24 protein-coding genes and 1 pseudogene are annotated in these 24811 nt (G+C 68.5%); 9 read left to right on the forward strand and 16 right to left on the reverse strand.

What is annotated here, in order from left to right; all coding sequences use genetic code 11:
* Positions 1–315 precede the first annotated feature (315 nt).
* Together VGR06_RS12980 and VGR06_RS12985 are read left to right on the forward strand one after the other, a co-directional pair.
* A complete protein-coding gene (locus VGR06_RS12980; protein ID WP_327559293.1) occupies positions 316–1377 on the forward strand; it encodes a non-reducing end alpha-L-arabinofuranosidase family hydrolase in 1062 nt (353 codons plus the stop codon).
* A 95-nt stretch (positions 1378–1472) separates the two neighbouring features.
* On the forward strand, positions 1473–3539 hold the full coding sequence (locus VGR06_RS12985; protein ID WP_327559294.1) for a cellulose binding domain-containing protein: 2067 nt from the start codon (positions 1473–1475) through the stop codon (positions 3537–3539).
* Between the two features lie 7 nt (positions 3540–3546).
* Here the strand turns inward: VGR06_RS12985 and VGR06_RS12990 are convergent, their stop codons facing one another.
* The gene (locus VGR06_RS12990) at positions 3547–3909 is read right to left on the reverse strand and encodes a hypothetical protein (protein ID WP_327559295.1); all 363 of its coding nucleotides are present in this window, start codon (positions 3907–3909) and stop codon (positions 3547–3549) included.
* Positions 3910–4022: 113 nt separating this feature from the next.
* Here VGR06_RS12990 and VGR06_RS12995 point away from each other — a divergent pair, with 113 nt between their 5' ends.
* The 4 genes from VGR06_RS12995 (at position 4023) to VGR06_RS13010 (ending at position 7368) form a co-directional block, all read left to right on the forward strand.
* Complete coding sequence (locus VGR06_RS12995; protein WP_327559296.1) at positions 4023–4526, forward strand: Chromate resistance protein ChrB; 504 nt, start codon at positions 4023–4025, stop codon at positions 4524–4526.
* A complete protein-coding gene (locus VGR06_RS13000; protein ID WP_327559297.1) occupies positions 4523–4954 on the forward strand; it encodes a chromate resistance protein ChrB domain-containing protein in 432 nt (143 codons plus the stop codon). Before VGR06_RS12995 ends, VGR06_RS13000 begins: the two co-directional genes overlap by 4 nt.
* Positions 4955–5773: 819 nt before the next feature.
* Positions 5774–6082: a hypothetical protein gene (locus VGR06_RS13005; RefSeq protein WP_327559298.1), complete on the forward strand. Its 309-nt coding sequence runs from the start codon at positions 5774–5776 to the stop codon at positions 6080–6082.
* Between the two features lie 5 nt (positions 6083–6087).
* Positions 6088–7368 carry a hypothetical protein gene (locus VGR06_RS13010; RefSeq protein WP_327559299.1) on the forward strand — a complete coding sequence of 427 codons (1281 nt, stop codon included), beginning with the start codon at positions 6088–6090 and terminating at the stop codon, positions 7366–7368.
* 11 nt (positions 7369–7379) lie between these two features.
* On the opposite strand, the gene VGR06_RS13015 is transcribed toward VGR06_RS13010, so the two are convergent.
* Together VGR06_RS13015 and VGR06_RS13020 are read right to left on the reverse strand one after the other, a co-directional pair.
* A complete protein-coding gene (locus VGR06_RS13015) occupies positions 7380–7955 on the reverse strand; it encodes a family 16 glycoside hydrolase (RefSeq protein ID WP_327559300.1) in 576 nt (191 codons plus the stop codon).
* A gap of 86 nt (positions 7956–8041) precedes the next feature.
* A complete protein-coding gene (locus VGR06_RS13020) occupies positions 8042–8236 on the reverse strand; it encodes a hypothetical protein (RefSeq protein ID WP_327559301.1) in 195 nt (64 codons plus the stop codon).
* 319 nt (positions 8237–8555) lie between these two features.
* Here VGR06_RS13020 and VGR06_RS13025 point away from each other — a divergent pair.
* Positions 8556–8893: pseudogene (locus VGR06_RS13025) on the forward strand (DUF305 domain-containing protein).
* Positions 8894–9309: 416 nt separating this feature from the next.
* On the opposite strand, the gene VGR06_RS13030 reads toward VGR06_RS13025, so the two are convergent.
* Complete coding sequence (locus VGR06_RS13030) at positions 9310–11151, reverse strand: FAD/NAD(P)-binding protein (RefSeq protein WP_327559302.1); 1842 nt, start codon at positions 11149–11151, stop codon at positions 9310–9312.
* Positions 11152–11353: 202 nt separating this feature from the next.
* Here VGR06_RS13030 and VGR06_RS13035 point away from each other — a divergent pair, with 202 nt between their 5' ends.
* Positions 11354–11662 carry a hypothetical protein gene (locus VGR06_RS13035; RefSeq protein WP_327559303.1) on the forward strand — a complete coding sequence of 103 codons (309 nt, stop codon included), beginning with the start codon at positions 11354–11356 and terminating at the stop codon, positions 11660–11662.
* 178 nt (positions 11663–11840) lie between these two features.
* Here VGR06_RS13035 and VGR06_RS13040 read toward each other — a convergent pair whose 3' ends face one another.
* Positions 11841–13268: an MFS transporter gene (locus VGR06_RS13040; RefSeq protein WP_327559304.1), complete on the reverse strand. Its 1428-nt coding sequence runs from the start codon at positions 13266–13268 to the stop codon at positions 11841–11843.
* Between the two features lie 904 nt (positions 13269–14172).
* Between VGR06_RS13040 and VGR06_RS13045 the strand changes: the two genes are divergently transcribed.
* Positions 14173–14880, forward strand: coding sequence for a response regulator transcription factor (locus VGR06_RS13045; RefSeq protein ID WP_327559305.1), 708 nt, complete (start codon positions 14173–14175; stop codon positions 14878–14880).
* Between the two features lie 172 nt (positions 14881–15052).
* Here VGR06_RS13045 and VGR06_RS13050 read toward each other — a convergent pair whose 3' ends face one another.
* From VGR06_RS13050 to VGR06_RS13100, 11 genes are all read right to left on the reverse strand, one after another.
* Positions 15053–16150 carry an NAD(P)/FAD-dependent oxidoreductase gene (locus VGR06_RS13050; RefSeq protein ID WP_327559306.1) on the reverse strand — a complete coding sequence of 366 codons (1098 nt, stop codon included), beginning with the start codon at positions 16148–16150 and terminating at the stop codon, positions 15053–15055.
* Between the two features lie 100 nt (positions 16151–16250).
* Entirely contained in the window at positions 16251–16727 is a 477-nt protein-coding gene (locus VGR06_RS13055; RefSeq protein WP_327559307.1) for a MarR family transcriptional regulator, read from the reverse strand.
* Between the two features lie 54 nt (positions 16728–16781).
* Positions 16782–17894: an acyl-CoA dehydrogenase family protein gene (locus tag VGR06_RS13060; protein WP_327559308.1), complete on the reverse strand. Its 1113-nt coding sequence runs from the start codon at positions 17892–17894 to the stop codon at positions 16782–16784.
* A complete protein-coding gene (locus VGR06_RS13065; protein ID WP_327559309.1) occupies positions 17891–18517 on the reverse strand; it encodes an antibiotic biosynthesis monooxygenase in 627 nt (208 codons plus the stop codon). The genes VGR06_RS13060 and VGR06_RS13065 overlap by 4 nt, the downstream gene beginning before the upstream one ends.
* Before the next feature lie 13 nt (positions 18518–18530).
* The gene (locus VGR06_RS13070) at positions 18531–19892 is read right to left on the reverse strand and encodes an LLM class flavin-dependent oxidoreductase (protein ID WP_327559310.1); all 1362 of its coding nucleotides are present in this window, start codon (positions 19890–19892) and stop codon (positions 18531–18533) included.
* Between the two features lie 87 nt (positions 19893–19979).
* Positions 19980–20561 carry an NAD(P)H-dependent oxidoreductase gene (locus VGR06_RS13075; RefSeq protein WP_327559311.1) on the reverse strand — a complete coding sequence of 194 codons (582 nt, stop codon included), beginning with the start codon at positions 20559–20561 and terminating at the stop codon, positions 19980–19982.
* A gap of 23 nt (positions 20562–20584) precedes the next feature.
* Positions 20585–21373, reverse strand: a complete 789-nt coding sequence (locus tag VGR06_RS13080; RefSeq protein WP_327559312.1) for an SDR family oxidoreductase — start codon at positions 21371–21373, stop codon at positions 20585–20587.
* Positions 21374–22051 (reverse strand): antibiotic biosynthesis monooxygenase, encoded by a 678-nt coding sequence (locus VGR06_RS13085; RefSeq protein WP_327559313.1) that lies wholly within the window; start codon positions 22049–22051, stop codon positions 21374–21376. It abuts the gene before it with no gap.
* An 11-nt stretch (positions 22052–22062) separates the two neighbouring features.
* Entirely contained in the window at positions 22063–22830 is a 768-nt protein-coding gene (locus VGR06_RS13090) for an SDR family oxidoreductase (RefSeq protein ID WP_327559314.1), read from the reverse strand.
* 135 nt (positions 22831–22965) lie between these two features.
* Positions 22966–23970, reverse strand: coding sequence for an LLM class flavin-dependent oxidoreductase (locus tag VGR06_RS13095; RefSeq protein ID WP_327559315.1), 1005 nt, complete (start codon positions 23968–23970; stop codon positions 22966–22968).
* Positions 23971–24065: 95 nt separating this feature from the next.
* Positions 24066–24734, reverse strand: coding sequence for a hypothetical protein (locus VGR06_RS13100; protein WP_327559316.1), 669 nt, complete (start codon positions 24732–24734; stop codon positions 24066–24068).
* Positions 24735–24811: the final 77 nt, after the last annotated feature.

The raw sequence follows: 24811 nt of genomic DNA on the forward strand, positions 1-24811 counted from the left end.
TGGGTTCAGTTGGCTGGTGGGTAGGGCCGACCACTCGGGCGGGCCAGCGTGCCGTGCGGTGTTCGCGTCTGTGGTCACCATTGGCTGGGCTGGTTGCTGGCCGACCGCTCGGGCAGACCTCCGGCCTGCCGTCGCGGCCGGTGGCGAACACCACCCGGCGGCCCACCGTCGCGGCCGGCGTTGTGAATAACCCTCGTCAGCCAGAATTAGCGTGGAGAATTAAGTCCTGTTTGTGGACAATGCCGCACACCCCTGGGCACTGGACCGGTTCAGCGGTTTCCTGTCATTGGGAATCCACACCGACCGGAGGTGCTCATGCATACCACCCGCATCCGGCGCTGGCAACGCACGCTCGTCGCCGCCCTCGTGGCCCTGGCCACCCTGAGCACCGTGGTCTCCAGCGCCTCGGCGGCGCTGCCCACCAGCTTCCGGTGGAGCTCCAGCAACGTGCTGATCAGCCCGCGCTCGGACGCCACGCACAACCTGGTGTCCATCAAGGACCCGACGGTCGTCCGGTGGAACAACCGCTGGCACGTCTACGCCTCCACGGTCAACACCAACCAGCAGTACAGCCTGGTGTACCTCAACTTCAGCGACTGGTCGCAGGCCGCGTCCGCGCCGCAGTTCTACCTGAACAACAATCCCAACATCGGCAACGGCTACCGGGCCGCGCCGGAGCTCTTCTTCTTCGCCCCGCAGAACCGCTGGTACCTCGTCTACCAGACCGGGCCGCCGTCGTTCTCCACCGCCGCCGACCCCAGCCAGCCCGGCACCTGGACCAGGCCGGCCAACTTCTTCCCCAACGGCGAGCCGGCGATCGTCACGCAGAACAAGGGCAACGGCCAGTGGATCGACTTCTGGGTGATCTGCGGATCGGTGAACTGCTATCTGTTCTTCTCCGACGACAACGGCCACCTGTACCGGTCGCGGACCAGCATCGCGAACTTCCCCAACGGCTTCACCGACACCCAGATCGTGCTGTCCGACCCGAACCGGTTCGCCCTGTTCGAGGCCTCCAACATCTACAAGATCCGCGGCCAGCAGGCCTACCTGCTGCTCGTCGAGGCCATCGGCAGCGACGGCAAGCGCTACTTCCGGTCCTGGACCACCAACCGGCTCGACGGCGCCTGGACCCCGCTGGCCAACACCGAGGCGAACCCGTTCGCCCGGGCCAACAACACCACGTTCGCCAGCGGGGCGTGGACCCGCGACATCAGCCACGGCGAGATGATCCGCTCCGGCGTCGACCAGCTGCTCGAGATCGACGCGTGCCACCTGCAGTACCTGTACCAGGGCATGAACCCGTCCGCCACCGGCCCGTACAACCTGCTGCCGTGGCGGCTCGGGCTGCTCACCCAGACCAACTCCAACTGCTGAACCGGTTTGTTGACGCGCTGACGGCGTAAATGTTTAGCTCTGCTCTGGGAGCGCTCCCAGAGCCTTGTTACCCTGCGGCTGAGGATGGGATCTTCATGACATATCAACGACTTCGCAGATACACGGTGGCCGCGGCCGCCGTGCTCGGCGCCGCCCTGCTGACCGCCGGCAACCCCGGCGTCGCGCCGGCGGACGCGCCGGACGTCACCGTCACGGTGAACGCCAAGGCGGGCCTGGCCACGGTGCCGAGCACCGCGCTCGGCGTCAACCACGCGGTCTGGGACCAGGAGCTCGGCACCAACGCGGTGGCCGACCTGCTCGGCGGCGCCGGGGTCGGGATGCTGCGCTACCCCGGCGGCTCCTACGGCGACATCTACCACTGGGTGGACAACACCGCGCCGGGCGGGTTCGTGGCGCCCAACACCGACTTCGACCACTTCATGGCCGGCGTCCAGCGGACCGGCGCGCAGCCGATCATCATCGCCAACTACGGCACCGGCACCGCGCAGGAGGCCGCGGACTGGGTGCGCTACGCCAACATCACCAAGGGCTATGGCGCCAAGTACTGGGAGATCGGCAACGAGAACTACGGCAACGGCCACTACGGAGCCAACTGGGAGGCCGACAACCACGCGGACAAGAGCCCGACCGGCTACGCCAACCTCGTCGTCGAGTACGCACAGGCGATGAAGGCGGTCGACCCGACCGTCAAGATCGGCGCGGTGCTCACCACCCCGGCGAACTGGCCGGACGCCGTGGTCGCCGGCGGTGACGCGGCCACCTGGAACCAGACCGTGCTGTCCATCGCCGGCCCGCACGTCGACTTCGTCATCCTGCACTGGTACCCCGGCGGGGCCACGGCACCGGAGACGTTCGCCAGGCCCGACCAGGCCTCCGACATCGTCTACATGGTGCGCCAGCAGATCGCCCGGTTCGCCGGCCCGAACTCCGGCCGGCTCGGCATCGCGGTGACCGAGCTCAACACCTCGGTGGGCCGCAACACCCAGCCCGGCGCGCTGTTCGCCGCCGAGATGTACACCAACCTCCTGGAGAACGGCGTGTTCACCGTCGACTGGTGGAACACGCACAACGGCATGGGCAATGTGTCCACTGTGGCCGGTCAGCCGGACTACGACGACTTCGGCCTGCTCTCCAGCGCTAACTGCAACTCCGGCGGCGTCTGCGAACCCGCGCTGAACACCCCGTTCGCGTCCTACCACGCGATCAAGATGCTCAGCCTCTTCGCCCGCACCGGCGACACGCTCATCCGCGCCGGCAGCAGCAACTCCCCCGTGGTCAGCGCGCACGCCGCCCGCCGCGCCAACGGCGACCTCACCGTGCTGCTGGCCAACAAGGACCCGGACAACGCGCACACGGTCGGCCTCAACTACGCCGGCTACACCCCGGCCGCGGCCACCCCGACCGTCCACACCTTCACCAACGGCGCGCCCGGGATCACGACGGCCACATCCGGCACCGCGGCCAGCCAGATCCTGCCGCCGTACTCCCTGACGACGGTGGTGCTCCACCCGTCGACCGTCCCCAGTGGACTCCCCAACCCGGTCTTCGGGCTCTCGGCGAGCGCGGTCACCGACCGGAGCGCGACCATCAGCTGGCCGACGCCCCCGCCGAGCGGCAGCCCGGTGAAGTATGAGATCTACCGCCAGAACGGCGCGGTCAGCGAGCAGTGGGGCGAGACCACCGGTACCTCGTTCACCGCGCACAACCTCAACCCGGGCAGCCGGTACACGGTCAACGTCCTGGCCCGCGACAACGCCGGCCAGCTCTCGCCGACCTCTCCGCCGCTGATCATCACCACCGGCGCCCCGGCGACGAGCACCTGCTCGGTGAAGTTCACCGACGTGAGCAACTGGGGCAGCGGCCTGGTCGCCAGCATCGACATCACCAACACCGGAACCGCGGTGCTCAACGGCTGGACCCTCACCTTCAGCTGGCCCACCGCATTGCAGTCCATGGGCGGCGGCTGGAACGGCACCTGGAACCAGACCGGCACCACGGTCACCGTGACGCCGGCCGACTTCAACTACACGCTCAACCCCGGGGCCACCGCCAACGTCGGCTTCGTCGGCAACTACTCCGGCCCCAACATCATCCCCATCACCTACACGCTCAACGGCACCGTCTGCGCCAACCCGCAGTGATCGCGGGTCAGTACAGATAGACGTCGACGAGTAGCGCCGCGAGGGCGGCGAGCAGGCCGTAGCCGGTGACCCGGCGAGCCGGTTCGCCGCCCAGCAGGGCGAAGACGAGGGCAGCTGCGGCGAGGGTGAACACCCCGGATCCGGTGTCCTGCCAGCTGACCGGGAACACCGCGACCGGCGCGTCGGTGAAGAACTGGTTGCCGTGGGCGGCGCGCAGGATCGCGTTCCAGGCAACCGGTCCGCCCAGGGCGGCCAGCGCGCCGAGGGCGATGACGGCGGGGCGGCGCCCGCGCACCGAGATCGCCAGGAGGAGGGCCGCGGCGATCGCGGACAGCGCGGCACCATAGAGGATCTCGCTCCACTCGAGCACGGCGGCATCCTTCCCTACGAGTCATGCAACCGCGGTTACAGTAGACCGATCGGGGCGGGGTGGCGACACCGACCACGGTTACGCTGGCAGGGAGCGGATTCGTGGAGGTGGGGATGGCGCGCGCGGCTCGCCCGGCGGAGCCCGGCACATGGGTGCTGCTGTCCTATCGGGTGCCGCGGGAGCCGTCCACGCCGCGGATCACCATCTGGCGCAAGCTCAAGCGGCTCGGGGTTGCCCAGATCTCCGACGGTCTGGTGGCGTTGCCGGCAGACGCGCGCACCCGGGAGCAGTTGGAGTGGATCGCCGAGGAGGTCGTCGAGGCCGGCGGCAGCGCGTCGATCTGGCTGGCCCGGCCCGGCACGTTGGCCACCGAGCGAGACCTGGCCGCCGGGATGTCCTCGGCCCGGAGCGCGGAGTACGCCAAGATCACCGCCGAGGCGCGAGGGGGCGGGCGCCTCGACCCGGCCGCCCGGCTGGCACTGGTCCGCCGGCTGCGTGCGGACCTGGTCCGCATCCAGCGCCGCGACTACTTTCCGCCGGTGGAGCGGGACGCGGCCGGCGCCGCCGTGGACGCGCTGGCCGCAACCGCGCTGGAGCCGGAGGAGCAGCGCTCGTGAAGTGGGCCACCCGCGCCAACATCCATATCGATCGGGCCGCCTGTGCCTGGCTGATCCGCCGCGAGGTGGACCCGGAGGCGGAGTTCGTGTTCGTCGGGGATCCCGCCGGTGTGCCCGGGGGCGCCACCCCGTTCGACATGCGGGGCGTCGAGTTGTCCCATCACCACGGGGACTGCAGCTTCGAGACGATCCTGCGCAAGTACGACCTCGACGATCCGGTGCTGTGGCGGATCGCGGCGATCATCCACGAAGCCGACCTGTTCGACGAGCGCTACACCTCCCCGGAGGCCCCCGGCTTCGACGTCGCCCTGCGCGGCCTGTCCATGGTGTGCTCCGACGAGGAGATACTGGTCCACTCCCGGCCGCTGTTCGACGGCCTGTACGAGTTCTTCCGCCGCGCGGCGGTGCTCGGCCGCGACCCCGCTTGAGCCCGCGCGTACACCGCATGTCGATGCGGTGAATTGATCTCTCGACTTTCACCTTCCGGGTCAAGATCAACGGCTTCCGGGTCGAGCTCGGCGAGATCGAAGCCGCGCTGCACGTCCACCACGACATCACCGGTGCCGTCGTCATCGCCACCGGCAGCAGCCACCCTCGTCCCTGAGCGCTTCACCGCAGTGGAAAGGTTCCCGCTCACTCCCAACGGCAAAGTGGACCGCGCCGCACTGCCCTGACGCCAGGCTGGGCACGTATCACGGCTTTGCGTGATCCAATTCCCAAATGGAGCAGCACGCTGCTCCATCTCCGCTATCGAACACTCCTCGGAGTTTACACGGTTCACATTTTCTGAAATACCGATCTTGCCGGATTGTTTGCCGTCCGCGTAGGTTCAGCCGCGCAGGGTATTCCGTGTCAGCTCTCGCGCTGCTAGTGTCGGCTTCAAGAAGTGTAACCACGGTTCCACCACTCGGACCTGAGGCTGATCGACAGTGACTGGCCGCAGTGCCGGTCGTTCAGCGCCTGGGAGGGACACGAATGGCGTTGAGGCACGGCCGAAGATCTCGCTGACCTAACTCACCCTGCGCAACGGCACGTCCGCCGTACACACGCCACATGCCGCGGATTCCGCGCGGCCAAACGACGCCGAAACGGCGATCGCGCCCTCGGACTCTCTGCCGCCGCGCGCTCATTCGGCCAAACGTGAACCGAATATTGAATGATGCCAAGGAAAGGATTGTCATGAACTGGACCGCTTGGCGATTACTTCACCTCGGTGCGGATTCGCGCCGCGACGGAAGGACTGGGAGATGAGCGCCTTCCTGGCCCAGAACGGCGTCATGCTGCTGGTGTTCGGGGTGTTCCTGGTACCGGCGATCTTCAGTCGCCGGATGGAGCGCAGCGACTACCTGACGCTCGTGATCATGCCGATCGGCACCTTCTTCGTCGCGATCCTGCCCGGCGTGATCATCTACGGATTCGACAAGGACGCGGCCACCTACTTGCTGGGCGTGCTCATCGTCATCGCCGTCGCCACGCTGAACTACCGCTCCCAGCGGAACCTGAACGACCGGGACGGCCAAACCGCGGCGAGCGCTGCCGCCGCCGGGGAGAGGTGAGGGCCGTGGCCGTCATTGCCGAGCACTCCGCTCCCACCACTCCCGTCCCCAACCTCAGGCCATCCGGCGGCGTCACCGACGGCATCCGGGAATGGCTGCTCAAGCGCGGAATCCTGTGGGGGATGACGCAGACCCCGCTGCTGGCCATCCTCGGCGGCGTCTTCTTCCACATCGGGTCGTACCGGTTCCTGGTCCTGCCGATGCTGGTCAGCTTCATCGCGCTGCCGGTCTGGGTCGCCTACCGCAAGAAGGTGTCGACGGACCCGGACGAGCCCGTGCACCACCTGCACAAGTACGCGCTGTGGGCACTGGCCCCGGCGGCGATGTTCTCGGTGTCGCGCATCCCGCTGCACTACATGATCGGCATCATCTACTGGCACCCCTGGTATGACTTCGGCACCGCGCTCACCGGCACCGCCCTGGGCGGGCAGGACACCCTGGCCGTGGGCGGGCTGCTCAACGCGATCCAGGGCTGGTCCATCGGGGTGGGCTTCTACATCCTGTTCAAGCGGCACTCCTTGATCAACGTGCTGCTCTACGTCGCCGTCTGGGTGTCCGCGCTGTACTCCTACACCTTTGGCGCCTACTCCCGGGTCGGCCTGAAGTCCCCGCCCATCTGGCATGCCTCCATGGCCTGGGCGCACTGGTGGATGGCGCTCACCCTGTGGTTCATCCCGGTCTTCTACGCCCGGCGGTGGGCCCGGCTCAGGACCGGCCAGCGGGCGACGGCCGTGGCGATCGGGGCGCTGATCCTCGTGATCCCGAGCATCTTCGCCCAGTGGCGCGCCGTCACCTGGGAGTTCCCCAAGCAAACCGCGATCGACCAGGGCCTGTTCAACCGGCCGAACCTGGTGTCGCTGACCGGCACCCCGACGCTGCGGTCTACCGGCACCGATGCCCAGTACAGCTTCGCGCTCAGGCTCGGACCCCGGGACTACAACAACTGGTTCAAACAGGTGCGGACCCTGGACGCGAAGGACATCGACGTCACCGGCACGCTCTCGCAGAACGGGACCACCATCGCCTGGTGCGATGCCAGCATGGGCAGTGTGCCCAGCCCCAACGGCATCGTCCGGCCACTCTCGTTCCCCGCGGCGCTGCAGTCGACGAAGTTCACCGACATCCCCGTGACCTGCAGGGGCCCGGCTCCGGCAACCCAGACCCTGCAGGGAAACCCCCAGGTCACCGTCGCGTGGCACGCACAGATGACGCTCATCGGGGGCCGTGAACAACAGACCAAGGAATTCACCGGAACGCAGACCGTTCCAGTGAGCCTCAGTGGCTGAGCCGGACACCATCAGCGCGCGGTGATGGTCAGATCGTCAAAGCAGGTCTGTGAGTCCGCCTTGGTCCACAGGCCGACCCGGCCGGAGCCAAACGTCGAATCGCTCGCCTCGGCCAGCCGTGTGCCGTCGAGGTAGCTGGTCATGGACTGGCCGGCTACCTCGACGCGCAACTCGTGCCACTGACCGGCGGTGACGGTCGCGTTCGCTTCCTTCACCGCGGCACGCTGGCCATTGCGGTAGCGGTAGAAGTTCACATTTCCTTCCAGGGCGTTGGTCCGCAGGATGTAGTAGTTGTCGCGGTCGACCACCCGGAAGATGATTCCGGCCGCCTGGTCCTCCTTCCCGGAGATCGCTTTGAACCGCACCGCGAACACCCCGTCGCGGTAGTTCTCACCGCTCAACGCCACCGCGGGAAACGTGGCCGTGCCGGTCTGGCACAACGCGTTGGGGGCCGAGCCGGTGCCGTCCTCGGCGCGCACCGCCCACGTGCCATCGAATATCGTCGCCGTGGCGGGCAAGCTGGTGTCGCCGTCGAAGGCGAGGCGTTCGGTGTGGCCGGCGCTCGCAACCGAACCCGTTGGTGTCACAGAGGTTTGCCCGCCGCCGGTCGGGTTCGAACAGCTGGCAAGACTGGCTGCGAGCACGACAGCGGCCGAACCGGGCAGTAACCGCATCATCGATCCTCATCTCGGCTGGCGGCCGGGAAGCGGTCGGCGCCGCCCGTCTTCGCGGTGTTGATTGTGCGCGCCGCCGGCCAGATGGTCAGACCCATCACCGTCAGGCGGTGGTCGCGCAGGTCCAGCACGGTGACCGTGCCGCACTCGGCGGCCATGTAGAGGCGGTGCGCGTTGTGGTCGTAGGCCAGCACATCCGGATCCTCGCCGACCTGGTTGCTGCCGGTGACCCTGCCCGGTGCCCAGGTCCACGGTGAGCAGGATGGCGTTGCCGTCACAGGCTACGAACCCCAGCCCGTTTCCGGAGTCCACGGACATGCCGTGATCATGCTTGCAGCCGGGCAGCGGTATGCGTCGGGTGACCGCGAACATGCTGCTCTTCTGCTAGTCGGGGCCGCGATCGGGATGGTGATCACCACTTCCACTCGGGGCGACACCAGTCTGCCCGCCGCGGACTCCGTCGAAGTCGGCTTCGCGCACGACATGCAGGTGCATCACCTGCAGGCGGTCGCAATGGCTGCCCTGGCCCGGGCTCGTAGCACCGATCCGGCGGTCAAGACGCTCGCCGTCGCCATCGACGGGACCAGGGTGCCCAGATCGGCATGATGATCGGCTGGCTGGGTCTGTGGAACTACTCCGAACTACCCGACCCCGGCAGCAATCACTTGGCCTGGATGCCCGCTGAGCTCACCCGACCACGCTCGTTGTCCGGCAAGGAATTCGACATCTACCTCCTCCAACTCATGTTGCGCCACCGCCAGGGCGGCCTACCCATGGCCCGGTACGCCGCCGGCCACGCCGGTCAGGTCGTCACCGGACATGGCGCTCAACCACTCCCACCCCCAATCTGACGCCGAGGAACTCAACCGGCAGGACACCGGATCCGGCGTCTTCACCTCTCGCCGTCTAGACCTACAGCCGCACTTCGTCATGGGCGGTCCCGGCGCCGGCGTTGATTGGGGCGCCCGGGGCTGGTGCGCGGAGGTATGCGTTGAAGGACTCCTTCGGGACGTTGAACGTCCTGAAGGCGGCCTTTGCTCCGCCGCACATTGTCACACTAGCACCTGTGGTCCCAACAGCATCAGCACTGGCGTGGGAGATCACGAAGTGCGGCTGCGGATCTAGCCGCCCTCCTCGTCGACGAATTTCGGCGGAGGATGGCTCGGTGCCCTTACCCCGCAGTGAAGGTTGCGGCGGCCTCGATCATGATCGAGGTGAGTGTGGAGCAGGTCCTCGCGGTCACCGGCAACCTCGTCGGCGGAGCCGGCTACTTGCCGATCTCCCGCGTTGGAACCGTTGTCCGGTGGTCGACTTCGTCGGGGCGTTCGAGTCCCAGCTGCGAACGGAGATCTCGCGGTGTCACCGACAGGTCGGTCAGCCTGGTCGTGGCGGCCGCGTTGACGGCGGCGCGCAGTGCCCGGTGCGTCAGGGGCGGCGCGCCGTTTTCGGGGAGAACGAGTTGCAGGCTGCCCTCAAGGCGGGCGGTCAGCTGTTGGCGGTCGGCGCGCCGCCGGGTGACCATGCGCCGGACCTCGAGCATGATCGATTTCTCGACCTTCTGGCCGGGGACGTCGATGCCGTCGACTCCTCCGTCGTAACAGGACTCGATCTGGCGGAGCACGGTCGCCGCGACCGTGACCGAATGGTTCTTGATGGCGGCGAGGTTGAACGTGAACGCGCCCGTTCGTCCGTTTCGGACGATCTCGTCGCCCTCCCGCGGACTGCCGACCACCGAGATCGGGCCGGATGGGCCGCCCGCCGGCCCGAGAAGCCGGCCGCAGTCGTCCACTTCGACCCCCCGCCCGGTGCGCCGGTGCGAGCAGGCGATCTTGTTCCGGAGGAGGTTCGCCCACAGCGTTGAATCGACGCGCTCGTAATCCGACTCGCGCCCGAAGTTCGAGATGACGAGATCCGCTTCGATGGTCCGCACCGGCGCCGGACCGGAGACGGACAGGACCAGCGTGCCCGACTCGGTACCGTGGATGTCGTCGACTCTTCCGACGGTCCGGACGACCTGGGCATCCCCGGCCATCGCCGCGTCCACGATTTCGGTCGTGTAGGCCACGGCACACACCCGCAGTGTGGCCAGCAGGCTGCCATAGCGGTCGAGCAGCGCCTGGAGGTCGAAGGACGGTATCCGCCCCAGGATTTCGGGGAGATGAGGCTCCCACGACTTGGAAACGCGTTCCGAAATCACCACCGGTGGGACTTCGGGATACTCACGCGCGACGGCGGCGCAGGCCCGCTCCCATTCAGCCTGGAAACACCGGACGAGATGTTCCCGCCCTTCATAACTGTCGTCCCGCAGTTGAGGGGGCGGCAGCGTGATCACCCGGTGCTGATGGTCCGGCGGGTAGGTGCGGAGCGTCAGGCCGGACCGCGAGATCATGTGGATCGTTCCCGCGTGGCCGCGGCGCAGCAGGAGTGCCGCCTGGTCGTACGCGGTGAGCAGGGTGCCCACGATGGCGACGACGGCGTCCGGCCGGACGCCGAGAATCCGCTCGAGCCCGCTCTCCGAGTACGGGTGCCGCACGAACGCGGGATGGCCCAGCACCCCGGTGGCGAAAGCGGGAAACCTGGTCTCGAGGCCGGTCGCGAGAATGGCATGATCGGCTTCGAGAACCACCCGGCCGGCAGAGTTCTCGACGGCAACATGAACGTGGTTGGTGACCACCTCCACATCGACTGCTTCGCCGTCCGCCTCGATCAGCCGCACGCCCGGCAGCGCTTCGCTCGCGGCTTCGGCGAGGCGGCAGGCGAGATAGTCCTGGTATATCCGGCGCGGCGCGGGCCCAGATTCGGTGAACTCGAATTCGCTCCATTCCGGCGGCCAACCGGACCGGTCGGCCTCGTGGTTGGCCCACAACACGAAATCGTCGACGTTCTCCCGAAATGCCGACATACGGCCCGCTTGGATGTTGAAGACGTGGTGCCAGTGGTTTCCCACCCGATGGTAGGCCACCCCGGCATTCCGGTACTCGGAGCGCCGCTCGAGCAGCACGATTTCCAGGGGCTCACGGGCAAACTGAAGAAACCGGATGGCGGTAGCGGTGCCTCCCAAACCGGCTCCGACGACGACAACCCTGCGGGGCCGGTCGAAGCATCCCATCTGGCAACCTCTGTCGTCTCCAGCGCGACCAGTACCGCAAGCGCGTCGATGGATTGACTGCTATTTTACACGCCGGATGGCACCGCCCATTCCGCCAGATGCCGCAGCCGCCGGGGTTTGATCCACGGACGTGGTCGAGGGCGCCCCGTTGACGCCCGGGAGGCCGAGCGCACTGCGACCTACCTGTGGGGTGCCTACGCTCGTGCACCTCGGCCATCCGGACGCCGTATTCCTGGCCATCCGCGAGGCCCTGCGCATGGCACAGGAGGGAGATGACGAGCTGCTGCACGCCACGTTGCGGGCATCGGTGTCGCGGCAGTTGCTCGTGCAGGGCCGTTATGAGGAGTCCGAGGTGGGTAATTCGGCGGGCTTCGACGGCGTCGGCCCCGCGAAAGCGGTTCATGGCTACGCAGAACCGGGACACGGCTACGCCAACGCCGAACACGGCTACACGGAACCGGGACACGCCGAGACGGCGCGGACACCTCGGGTGTGTCCCGTCTTCACGTAGCCATGTCCCGCCGCTGCGTCGCTGTGTTCCGCGCCCGCGTAGCCGTCCGACGCGAATACCGCGCGACGTTTGGAAGGCGAAACGTACTTCGCCATGGACTTGCAGATCGACAACACGCTGAGTTGATCTTGCAGGAGGTGCGCGGAACGCAACGTGACGTTGCTTGCCCTCCAGGGCATCAACGTGACGTTGCTTTCCGCAGACCCGGCACAGCTCCGCGAACGCGCGACACGCCGGCCGCACGCCGGCGAACGGGGACGGCGGCACCGGCGAGGGCTCCGAGGACGGACAGCACGGCGGCGGTCGCCATCGCGGGACCGAAGCCGTCGCTGAACGCCTGCGCCGAGGCGTAACCGCCGGTCGAGGCGAACACGGCGGCGAGGACCGCGACCCCGAACGCCCCGCCGAACTGGCGCAGGGCGTTGTACGCACCGGACGCCGTGCCGATCGCGGCCGGCGGCACCGAGCTCACCACGGCGTTCTGCGCGGCCGGGATAGCCATCGAGGACCCGGCACCGGCCAGCACGAACGGCACGATCAGCGCGGCGTACGCCATGTCCGGCGCGGCGATCAGCGCGATCCAGACCATGCCGACCGCCTGCAGGAACAGCCCGGTCATGATCAGAGCCCGCTCGCCGATCCGGTCGACCACGCGGCCGGCGATCGGTGCGACCACGGCCGACGACACGGTCCACGGAACCAGTGCCAACCCGGCGAGCATCGGCCCGAAGCCCAGCGTGACCTGGAGGAACTGCGCGATGAAGAACACCTCGCTGAGCAACGCGCCGTACAGCAGGAAGATCGTCACGTTGCCGGCGGAGAACCGGCGGGAGGCGAACAACCCGAGCGGCAGCATCGGCGCCCGCGCCCGCGCCTCCCACCACACGAAGGCGGCCAGCAGCAGCAGCCCGGCGGCCAGCGTCGCGACGACCTCCGCACTGCCCCAGCCGACGACGTTCCCGCGCACCAGCGCCCACACCACGCCGAGTGCGCCGAGACCCTGCAGCACCAGGCCGCAGACGTCCAGCCTGGTGTTGGGGCCGAAACTCTCCGGGATCCGGCGCGGCGCCAACGCCAGCAGCAACACGGCGACCGGCACGTTGATCCAGAAGATCCACTGCCAGGCCAGACCCTGAGTGACCGCGCCCCCGACCACCGGTCCACCCAGGATCGCCAGGCCGGTCACCCCGGCGAAGACACCCAGCGCCTGGCCCCGCCGCTCGGCCGGGAACGCGGCGCTCAGCAGCGCCAGCGCCTGCGGCACGATCATCGCCGCACTGGCGCCCTGCACCGCGCGGGCCACGATCAGCGCGCCGACGCTCTGAGCCAGTGCGCAGCCCACCGACGCCAGCGCGAAGGCCCCGAGCCCGGCCGTGAACACCCGGCGCCGGCCCCACCGGTCGCCGAACGTCACCGACGTCATCAGCAGCATCGCGTAGCTCAGGCTGTAGGCGTTGATCGTCCATTCCAGATCCGCGAGCGAGGCCCGCAGGTCCACCCGGATCGTGCTCAGCGCGGTCGCCACCACCAGCAGGTCCAGCGTCACCATCACCGACGCCACCGCGGTGAGCGCCAGCACCCACCGCTGTACGACCCGGTCGTCCACGTCGCCTCCCGTTTCCTCATGTGGTCACCGGCACCGGCCGAACTGCCGCGCGAGTTATCGATGTTCACATCAGTAACTCGCGCCGAAGTAAGGATCCGGCCATCGTGCTGTCTCGGCACGATGGTGCGCCCGACGGATTACCGCATGCGCATACCGGCGGTTTCATGGCAGTCTTTATTGAAGTGTAGTTCGAGCCCCGGTGGAGTGGAAGACGCAATCAGGTGACTGTCGATAATCGTCGTATTAGTCCGACCGGGTGACACCTGCAACACGCTGCGCACGAACGACATGAAACAGCCTTCTTCGCATCCATTTGCTGGATGAACACGACCTCCCAACAGTCCGCCTCGGCAAGCAGCGTGATCACTGTCGCCATCGCGAACATACCATCAACCGGCCGGGCTGGTGGTCGGTGATGTGCCGGCCCGCGTGCCAGCAGCTCCTACCAGCATTTTGTCCATTTCTTGACAAGACTGAGCTGGTCCACTACCTCAGTACGCACCCACGTCGTAGCGTTATGAAACTACTTCGTGTCACGAACAAGCGTTTAATTTAGCGACTGGAGCACCCTTGCACCCACCCTTGAGCTCGTCTACAGTAGCCGTACTGGGGAGGAGGTGCGAGTCGGTATAATGTTCCGAATTCGGACTCAATGAGCACTGCGGGCGACCCTCGGTCGCTTGTATCCACGCATCGTTGTTCGGACTTGTATCCACAAGGTAAGAGTCACATCAACTTCAGTCCACCGGCGTCTTGGAGTACGTGGCGAGGCGGCCAGGTCCCAGGCGAATGTTGGGGTGTCAATCGGTCGGGCGCCGAACGAACCTCTCATCTCAACTTGCTCTCATTGCCATGCGATCCGGTCGAAAGGATGGATCTCCCTGCTATGACGGACTCTCGCGAGATGGAGCCGGGCACGATGGTTCGTGGGGGCATTCCGGTGAGCCGCAACGGCTGGCGTGTGCTCGTGGTGGAGAATGATGTGGGCGATGCCGAGGTGCTGGCGGGCGGTCTGCGCCGGCAAGGGCACAAGGTCAGCAAGGTCGGTACCGGTGGCGAAGCTCTCCGGGTGTTCAACGACGCCGACCTCGTGCTGATCGATCTGGATCTCCCTGACCTGGACGGGCTCGAGGTCTGCCGGAGCATCCGAACCGTCGGTGACACACCGGTGATCGCCGTCACGAAGCGCGGCAGTGAGCTGGACCGGGTACTGGGCCTGCATGCCGGCGCCGACGACTACCTGGTCAAACCCTATGGTTTCCGGGAGCTGATGGCGCGCATGGAGGCCGTCATGCGGCGGATGCGACCGCAGCCGAAGGCCGCCGACGTCATCGTCCACGGCCGGCTGCGGATCGACGCGTCCTCGCGGCAGGTCACCATGGACGGCAAGAGCGTGGAGCTCACCCGCAAGGAGTTTCAGTTGCTGCATCTCCTCGCCTCCCAAGCGGGCAGCGTGATCCCGCGAAAACAGATCATGGCGCGGGTCTGGGGAGACTCCTGGTCCCGCCGCACACTTGACACCCATGTCAGCAGCCTGCGCAGCAAGCTCGGCAGCACTGAATGGATCATCACGGTGCGCGGGGTGGGTTTCCGGCTCGGCGAAGGAGAGTAGGGGTGACGGTGCCCGCCCGCTGAGGTCGGGCACCGCACCCGCGCCGCCGTGATTCCACTGTGGAGGGACAGCGGCGCCTGATGTCCCACCACCGCCAGGTGAACTCGCCGAGCCCGATGACCGGGGCGGAGGGCTCGGCGAGCTCCACTGGTATTCCTCATACCGAACGGGCTCAGACCGCGGTGGGGCCGAACTGTTCCACGAACTTGCCGGTGAAGATGTCGTTGCCCTTGATCTGGGAGACCAGTTCGGTCGGGACGACGGTCGGACCGTCGGGCGTGGGCAGTTGGCCGACGCCGCCACGCGGCCCGAGCGGCATGAGGATCATGGGGAAGGGCAGGGGCTGGTAGCTCTCCGTGGGCCGCTCGCCACGCAGCTGGGCGGTGATGTTCTTCGCCACGACCTCCGCGTGCTGCATCGCGAAGCCGGCCATCTTGGTCTCCGCGATGTCGGTGAGGTCACCGATCGCGTAGACGTGGTCGTGCCCGCGGACGTTGAGGGTGCCGGTGACGGGGACCTGGCCCTGCGGGGTGAGGGTGGTGAGCCGGCCGTCCGCAAGATAGTCGCTGTTGGCGTTCACACCGAAGGCCCGGAACCAGATGTCGGCGCTGATCTCCTCGCCGCCGGAGGTGGTGACGGTGAAGGCTTCGGTCCGACCGGGCTCGGTCGGCGGCAGCGCGGTCAGGCCGGTGCCCAGCCGCAGCGTGATGTCCAGCGTGTCGAGCTGGCGGTGGAGGTCCTCGCGCAGCTCCGGCAGGAAGCCGGGCGCGAGCTGCTCGACCGGGTCGACGACGGTCACGTGCTTGTGCGGCCAGACCTCCTTGATCTCCCCGGCCAGTTCCAGGCCGACCGGGCCGGCGCCGAGGATCAGCACCCGCTCGGCGTCGATCAGCTCCTTGTGGGTCTGCCGGAGGTCGTTGATGGCCTCGCTGATGGAGTGGGAGCTGGGCTTGGCCGGGTAGGCGTAGCTCGAGCCGGTGGCCAGCACGAGATAGTCCGCCTCGACGCGCTGACCTGAGGCCAGGGTGACGCCGGCGGGATCCGCCGCGACGGCGCGGTCACGAATCACGGTGCCCTTCGTGAGCAGCGTGGCGTAGGGGTAGAACATGTTGGCCGCCCAGTCGGGCCGGGCCAGGGCACGCAGCGATCCGGCCGAGTTGACGAACGCGTCGCGGGGATCGATGAGGATGACGTCGGCCTCGGACTCCAGCGCCTTGGCGACCGCCGCTCCCCCATAACCTCCGCCGATGACCGCGACTGTACGACTCATGATTATTACGCTCCTACGGGCCAAAGGGGTTAGTTCGCTCCACGAACTGTATTAGTTCGTGCCACGAACTGCAAGCCCTGTCCGCAGCGGCAGCGTGGCCTCAGTGCTTGCGAGCGGAGGCTCCGTCATCCAGTTCCATGAAGATCACCGGAACCTTGTTGTCCAGCACGACGCGGCCGAGCAGGGTGGCCAGCGTGTCGCGTTCGGCGGCGCTGAGTCCCGCCGGCAGCTGCTCGATCCGCCGGCAGGTCTCGACATAGAACTCCTCGGCGAGCTTGCTGCCCTGCCGGGTGAGCGCGACCCGCACCGCACGCGAGTCATGCGGGTCCGGCTCGCGCCGGACCAGGCCGTTGCGCTCGGTGCGGTCGACGAGGCCGGTCAGGCTCGACTTGGCCAGACCCAGCATCGCGCTCAGCTCGCTCATGCCGTACGGCTGCGGCATCAGGACGCAGAGCAACTGTCCCTGCTGCGAGGTAAGGCCGTGCTCCTGGCCCGACTGGGCATACACGGCATTCACCAGGAACGTGGACCGCACCAGTGCGGCCACCACCCCGATCTGGCCGTCATCCTTACCCATTCGGCCAGCGTAACATCCGCACGCATACAATTACGGCGGCGAACTTTCTCCTCGTCATGAGAGCATCCTCCGCGCATAACCGAGTGCCGCCGGCTCGAACTGGAGTGCGGCGTGCGAGGCCGCCGCGTGCACGTCCCGCCAGACGCGCTGCATCCCGTGCGAGGTGGCCTGTCCCCGGGTTCCGGTCACGTCGAAGAGCCGGTCGGCCGCCCCGGCGAGGAGCCGCACCGCGAGCGTGCTGTCGCGATGGCTGCGTTCGGCCAGGCCCTCCCCGAGCCGACCGAGGTCGGCGGTTTCGGCGACCCGGGACAGCAGCAGGTTCGCCGCGTCGATCTCGCCCGCCGCGCGGGCGAACGCGATCAGGCTCGACTCCCGGGCCGCCGCACGGGGTGCGCTCGGCTTGCCGGCGAGGTGCTCCCCGGCCAGGCGCAGGGCGCCGCGCGCGGCACCCAGAATCGGCGCGGCGAAGGTCAGTCCGTTCACCGAGAACAGCGGCGCGCACTGGGCGTTGGTCCCTGGACCGGGCAGGATCCCCCGCCGCATGTCGTCCCAGAGGAACGTCCGGTGCTCCGGCACGAACGCCTCGTCCACGACCAGGGTGTGACTCCCGGTGGCCCGCATGCCCAGCGTCGACCAGGTGTCCCGATGGGTGAAGGAGTCCCTGGGGACGGCGAACACCCGGACGGACCGGTCGCCTGCCCGCGGGAGCGCCGAGCTCACCAGCGCCCAGTCGGCGAACTCGACGCCGCTGACGTAGAGCCAGGAGCCGGACACCGTCCAGCCGCCGCCGGCGGGCTTCGCCTCGACCCCGGCCGCCACCATCGAGCTGACCAGCCGGGTGTCCGGGCCCTTGGCCCAGACCTGGTCCTGGCCCTCGGCCGGCAGGTAGGCGCCGAACCGCCCGTTGTACGCCCACAACGAGGCGATCCACGCGGCGGACGCACATCCTTCGCCGACCGCCGCCACGGCCCCGGTCACCGCGTCGAGCGTGGCACCGGCGCCACCCCAGCGCTCCGGCACGAAGCAGCCGGGGAAACCGGCCGCCGTCAAGGCCTCGACGGTCTCGGGTGCGATCCGGCCGGACGCGTCCGAGTCCGCGGCGTTGCGGCCGGCCGCGCCGGCCGCGGCCAGGACCGCGTCCCGGTCCGGCCACGTCCCACCCGTCATGACCGCTCCCGGATGTACTCGAGCCGGCTGAAGTACAACTCGGCGGTGGCCAGCGAGTCCACCGGCGAGGCCGGCCGCGGCCGGCTCACGAAGGCGTGGAAACTCTCCTCGTCCTGCCACTGGGCGTACTTGATCACGTGCTCGCCGGACAGCCCCCGGTGCACGGCATGCGACACGTATCCCGGCACCTCGCCCAGGCCCGGGTCGTCGTCGGTCATCTCCTTGAGCACCACGGGCTGGTCCGCCGGAGCCGACGTGACCACGACCACCACCGTGAACCAGGGCCTGTCCAGCGACAGGTCGGGCGCCGGGTCCCAGGTGTGGACCACCTCGCAGGCCACACTGTCCATCCGGGAATAGGTGAGGGCCTGCTTGAGCCGGCCCTGGGTGCCGCGCTCGGCGATGAAGGCGTCGTAGTCGGCCCGGCTCCGCCATTGCGCGTAGTTGATCACCGACCGGCCGTCGAAGCTCCGGTGGAAGTTGCCCGCGACGAGGCCGGGCTGGGTGTTCGCCGGCGGCAGGCTCCGCCATTGGTCGAACAGCCCCTGCTGCCCTTCCGGCCCGTCGGTGTGAAAGATGTTGAACAGCGTGAGGTAGCCGTCCGCCACCCGTATGGAACTCATGTCGTCTCCCTGCTCAGGCCCCGCGAGTGGGGATCGCCGCGGGTGTGTACCGGGTGCCGGGATGGCTGGGCGGCAGGCGGTCCCCGCGGCCGAAGAACTTGTGCCGCAGCGTGCCCTCGGTGTACGCCTTCTTGTAGACGCCGCGGCGCTGCAACTCGGGCACGATCAGGTCGACGAAGTCCTCATAGGACGCCGGCGTGACCACATGGCCGAGGTTCAGACCGTCCACACCGGTCTCGTCGATCCACTGCTGGATGTCGTCGGCCACCTTCGCCGGGGAGCCGACGATCATCGGGGCATGGCCCAGCGCAAGTCGCTCCACGAGGTGGCGCACCTTCCAGTCGCCCTGGCCGAGGGTTTCGGCGATGGACTGGACCGCGTCGTTCGGCACGACGCGCAGCGGATCGTCCGGGCCGTAGGGCGACAGGTCGAACCCCAGCCAGCCGGAGAACAGCGAGAGCATCGCCTCGACGTCGATGTAGCTCCGGTAGCGGTCGTACTTGGCCGTGGCCTCGGCGTCCGTCTCGCCGGTGATCACCGTGCAACCGCTGAACACCTTGATGTCGTGCGGATCCCGGCCGGCCGCGGCCGCGCGGGCGCGCACGTCGTCGACCTTCGCGCGCAGCACCGACGCCTTCGGCGCCCCGGCGAACACCGCCTCGGCGTGGAGCGCGGCGAAGTCCTTGCCCCGGTTGGACGTGCCCGCCTGGAACAGGAACGGGGTGCGCTGCGGCGACGGCTCGCACAGGTGGATTCCGGGGACCTTGAAGTAGCGGCCCTCGTGACCGATCGGGTGGACCTTCGCCGGGTCGGCGTAGATGCCGTCCCGCCGGACCGCGTCGTCCTCCCAGGAACCCTCCCACAGCTTGTACACGACCTGGAGGTACTCGTCCGCGATCTCGTACCGCTCGTCGTGCCCGACCTGGCGGTCCAGCCCGACGTTGCGGGCGGCGCTGTCCAGGTACGAGGTGACGACGTTCCACGCGACCCGGCCGCCGGTGAGATGATCCAACGTGGACATCCGGCGGGCGAACGGGTACGGGTGCTCGTACGAGATCGACCCGGTGACCGCGATGCCCAGGTGCTGCGTCACGTGCGCGATCGCGGAGACCAGCATCATGGGATCGTTCACCGGGACCTGCGCGCCGCCGCGCAGCGCCGCGTCCGGCGTGCCCCCGTACACGTCGGACACCCCGAGGACGTCGGCGATGAACAGGCCGTCGAACAGCCCGCGTTCCAGCGTCCTGGCGAGATCGGTCCAGTACCGCAGATCCTTGTATCTCCAGGCCCGGCTGTCCGGATGACGCCAGGTTCCGGTCGCCAGGTGGGTCGGGGTGTTCATGTCGAACGCGGTGACGAGTATCTGCTTTCCCAAGACAAAGCCTCCTAAAGGCGTGCTTCGAGAGTGCCGCGTCGGGGTGCCGGGACGCGGCGATTTTCGGGTGGCTGGTCTCCCATGGGGTCAGGCGGAGTAGGGACGCAGGGCTCGGGCGTCCTTGAGCGCGGTGGCCCACCAGGCGAGCTTCTCGAGCATCACCTTGGCCGGGATGGCGGCGTCGGTCGTCCGCAGCCTTCCGTCCTCGCCGAGCTGCTCCCAGACGTTGTGGAAGCTGACGGTGTCCCGGACGGTGGTCGCGTGCAGCTCCGCGAACACCTGGCGGAGCTGCTCGACCGCGCGCAGACCGCCGGACAGGCCGCCGTAGGAGACGAACCCCACCGGCTTGGCGTGCCACGGCGAGCGGTGCCAGTCGATCAGGTTCTTCAGCGGCGCGGTGAAGCTGTGGTTGTACTCCGGTGTGATCACGACGAACGCGTCGGCCGACTCCAGCCGTCCGCCGACGTCGGCGAGCACCACGGCCGGCTCGGGCGCCGGGCGCTGGGTCAGCGACAGCGGCAGCTCGACCTCGGCCAGGTCGACGACGTCCACCTCGAACAGGCCGAAGGCCTCGGCCTCGCCGACGAACCAGCTCGCGACGGCCGGGCCGGACCGGCCCTCGCGGACCGAACCGATGATCACGGCGAGCCGCAGGTCTTCCTCGGACATGGGTTTCCTTCCGTTGTCATGGGTCAGGCGTGGCGGCCGGCCAGCAGCGCGCGCATCTCGGCCACCCACCCGTCGGGGTCCTGGGCCCGGCGGCGGAAGGAGTCGGCCGCCTCGGGATGCGGGTAGATGTGGATGCGGTTCGCCTCGACGCCCTCGAGCGCGACCGCGGCGACCTGCTCCGGCTCCAGCACGTTGGAGAACGACTTCAGGACGGCCAGCTCCTTGTGGTTGCTCACGCTGGCGGTCAGCATCGGCGTGTTGACCGCCTGCGGCAGCAGGCACGAGACGCCGATTCCCTGTTCGCCGTACCGGATCGCGAGGTACTCGGCGAACGCGACGGCCCCCTGCTTGGCCACGGTGTACGGGGCCGCGCCGAAGGCGGTGAGCACACCGGCCGCCGCGATCGTCTGGAGCAGGTGGCCGCGGCCCGCTTCGAGCATCGCCGGGAGCACCGCGCGCGCGGCGTACACATGGGCCATCAGGTTGACCTCGATCGCGCGCCGCCAGTCGTCGTCCGGGGCCTCGAACCCGCCGGTCACGGTCAGGCCCGCGTTGGAGACGAACAGGTCCACCTCGCCGAACCGCTCGCGGGTGAGCGCGACGAGGCGCCGCACGGAAGCCTCGTCGGCCACGTCGGTCCGCACCGCCAGCGCGCTGTCGCCGATCGCGGCCGCGACCTTCTCGGCGCCGTCACCGTCGAGGTCGGAGACGACGACCGCGCGGGCCCCGGCCTCGTGCAGCTTCTCGGCGAGCGCCCTGCCGATGCCGCTGGCGCCACCGGTGACGACCGCGACACTGCCTTCGATCTTCATTCATCGGCTCCCGAACGGATTGGTGATGACGTAGCGCCACTGGCCTTCGGCGTTCTTCTTCAGGACGTCGAGCCCGCGTCCGGTGCCGGTCATCTCCGGCGTGCCGGGAACCTCGATGCTCCACTCGACGACGAGCGCGGCGGTGTCGCCGGCGACGTAGCTCTCGCGCACCTCGGCCGCCAGCTTCGGCTCCTTCTTCAGGAACTCGACGACGGCGTCCCGGTGCTCCGCACCGCGAACCGCCTTGCCCGGCTCCCAGACCGCGGCGGCGCCGGGCGCGTACACCGCCATGATCGCGTCGACGTCCCGCGCGTCGTACGCGTCGAGGTACCGCTGGTTCATCTCCGCCGGATCGGCGGGCCCGGCGGACCCGGGCGCCGCACCCGCGAGGCTCAACTGGCGCACCTCGAGATCCCGCTCCAGATAGTCCATCCGGCCGGCCAGGAACTCCGTCATGTACGGCTGCGCGAGATGGCGGGTCAAGTCCTCTTCGGACACCCACATCTCGTAGAAGACGAAGAGATTGGGGTCGGCCAGATCCTGATGGATCCAGCTCTGCAGGCAGCCCTCCTCGCCCCGCGACCGCTCGGCGAACGTAACGAGCAGCGCGCCCAGCTCCGCGGCCTTCTCCGGTTTGGCGTGGGCCAGGCCCACCGCCGACAGGGTCGTGCTTCGCATGCCAAACCTCCTCAGCCGAGCAGCGTGCCGCCGGTCGCGTCGATGAAGGAGCCGGTCATCCAGCGCGCGTCGCCGGACGCGACGAAGGCGACGATGTCGGCCACCTCGGAGACCTGGCCGACCCGGTTGAACACCGACAGCGCGGACATCTGCTCGAGCGCCTCCGGGTCGGCGAACACCGGGTCCCCGTTGTCCGTCACGCCGGGCGCGACCGTGTTGATGGTGATCCCGCGCGCGGCCAGGACCGGGGCCAGGTGCAGGGTGATCTGCTCCAGGGCGCCTTTGCTCATCGCGTAGGCGATCTGCTGGGGGAACGCGGAATGCGTGACGCCGGAGGAAATGTTGATCACACGGCCGCCGTCCGGGATCAGCTCCAGGGCCTGCTGGATCAGAAAGAACGGGGCCTTGGCGTTGATGGCGTAGCAGTTGTCGATGATCTGCTCGGTGACCTCGCCCGGCCCGGCGCCGGCGAACCCGGTGGCCGCGGCGTTGTTCACCAGGATGTCCAGCTTCGCGGAGCCGGTGAGCTCGACGAGGCCCGCCTCGACCCCGGTCAGCAACTGCTCCACCGAGCCGGGCGAGCCCAGCCGCGCCTGCACGGCGAAGGCCCGGCCGCCGGCCTCCTCGATCAGCGCCACGGTCTCCTTGGCCGCGCCCTCGCTGGTCGAGTAGTTCACGGCGACGGCGGCGCCGTCCCCGGCGAGCCGCAGCGCGATGCCGCGCCCGATACCCCGGCTGGCCCCGGTGACCAGTGCTGTCTTGTTCAGCAGCCTGCCCATGGATCGCCCTTCAGAAAATGAAAAAGGGTGTGGCCGGAGAGCCACACCCGATGCGGATGAGGAATACGAAATTCAATATTGACGGCGACCGGGCGCTAGTCCCAAGGCTGTGAAGTTGAGGCGGCCGCCGGTGTGTCAACGGGTTGGTTGGCTCCCGGAGGACGGGACATGGCTACGCAGAGCCGGAACACGGCTACCGGAAGGCGGAACATGGCTACCGGAAGGCGGGACACGCCGGTTGCCGATCGCTTCGCGTATGGCTGGGACGATCTCCTTGCCCCAACGGCCGAGGGAGTCGATGTCCTGGGTACCGCCGCTGGGCGAGAAGAGCATGAAGCCCGCTGCGCCGTGCTCCAGCACGGCCCCGGTCAGCTCCTCGACCCACTGGTCGACCGAACCGCCGATCCAGCGGCCGGCCTGGTCCCGGGTGGCGGCCAGCGGCCGGTCGGTGATGCGTCCGGGAAGGTTGAAGATCGTGCGGACGTCGCGCGGATCGCGGCCCGCGGCCGCCGCCGCCTCGTCGATGACCGGCCGCGAGGTCCGGTACCGCTCGCTGAGCCAGTCCGCCGCGTGGCCAGGGAGCCAGCCGTCGGCCACCCGGCCGGTGGCGGCCAGGGACTTCGGGCCGACCGACCCGGTCCACACCGGCGGTGCCGCCACCGGAGCCGGCTCGATCTGGTTCACCCGGTGGTGGCGGCCCTGGTAGGTGACCGGCGGACCACCCCCCGACAGCATCTTGACCAGGACGATCCCCTCCTCGAAGGCGTCCACGGCATCGCCCGGTGCCAGCCGCGGCACGCCCATGTCGGAGATCCGGTCCCACAGCCCGCCCGCGCCCATGCCGAGCACGACGCGCCCGCCCGACAGCGCCGACAGCGACGTCACCGCCCGGGCCAGCATGGGAGCCGGCCGCAGCGGCAGGTTGCTGACGTTGGCGAAGCCCGCGAGGCGCTCCGTGCGTCCGAGGACGAACCCGACGGTGGCGTACGCGTCCAGGCGCTCGCCGATGTACGGATGATCTGACAGCGAGAAAATGTCGAGCCCGTCCCGGTCGGCCTGCTCCGCCATGCGCAGCAGCTCCGGACCATCGTCGATGACGCTGTGCGCACCGAAGCCGAAGACGACTTCTTGAACAGCCAATGCCCAGCCTTTTCATGAGAAGGAGAGAGTTGAGTTCGTGGCACGAACTATATCGCACGGCGGGCCGCGGCCGCCCCCTTCTCAAGCCCGGACTCTCACGTTGCGGAAACGGTGGCGTGGAAGCTGTAGCGGCGACCGGCACCGGCCTCGGCCTGCCCCATGTACTCCAGGAGCGGCTCGATCACCTCCTTGATGTGCACGACCGCCTCCTCCTCCGAAGCCCACTCGGACAGCAGGAAGATGCCGTCGTCGGAGACGTGGAAGTTCGCGGCGAGCGCACCCGGATAGGCCCGGTCCTTGCCCTCGTTCTCCTCCTCGTTGTCGAGCAGCCCGTCCACCCAGGAGCGCGCCGCGTCCCGGCTGTCCATGGCGAAGAACGCGGCGGGGAAGCACCGGGCGGGCGGAAGCGGATCGGGAAGGACCGTGGGCCGCACCCTTCGGTGCAACTCGAACGGCTGGGGCGCGCCGGGCTCGAAGCCCAGCGCCCGCCAGTCGGGCCGCACGGAGCTCGGCGACCGCAGGGACTCCCCCAGCGCCTCCGCCGAGGACCACTGGGCGTAGGTCAGCAGGGATCTGCCGTCGGTGCCGGTGAACAGGGACTGGGCCACCAGACCGGCCGGCCACTCGGTGGACTCCCAGTGCTTGACGACCGCGGCCGCCGCGGCCCGCATGCGCTCCGCGTCAACGGTGATGACCTCCTCGACCAGCGCGATGGCGACGTCACCGCGGGCGATGACCGGCTGGGCGTCCAGGGTGATGGGCATTCTCGACTCCTCAGTGTTGAATCCAATGTGAGGGCTCGGGCCCCGATCCACTGCCGTTGTGGCCACGTTGGTACGGA

Origin of the sequence: Actinophytocola sp. (genome assembly GCF_036002505.1) — a bacterium.
Lineage (GTDB): Bacteria > Actinomycetota > Actinomycetes > Mycobacteriales > Pseudonocardiaceae > DASYTH01.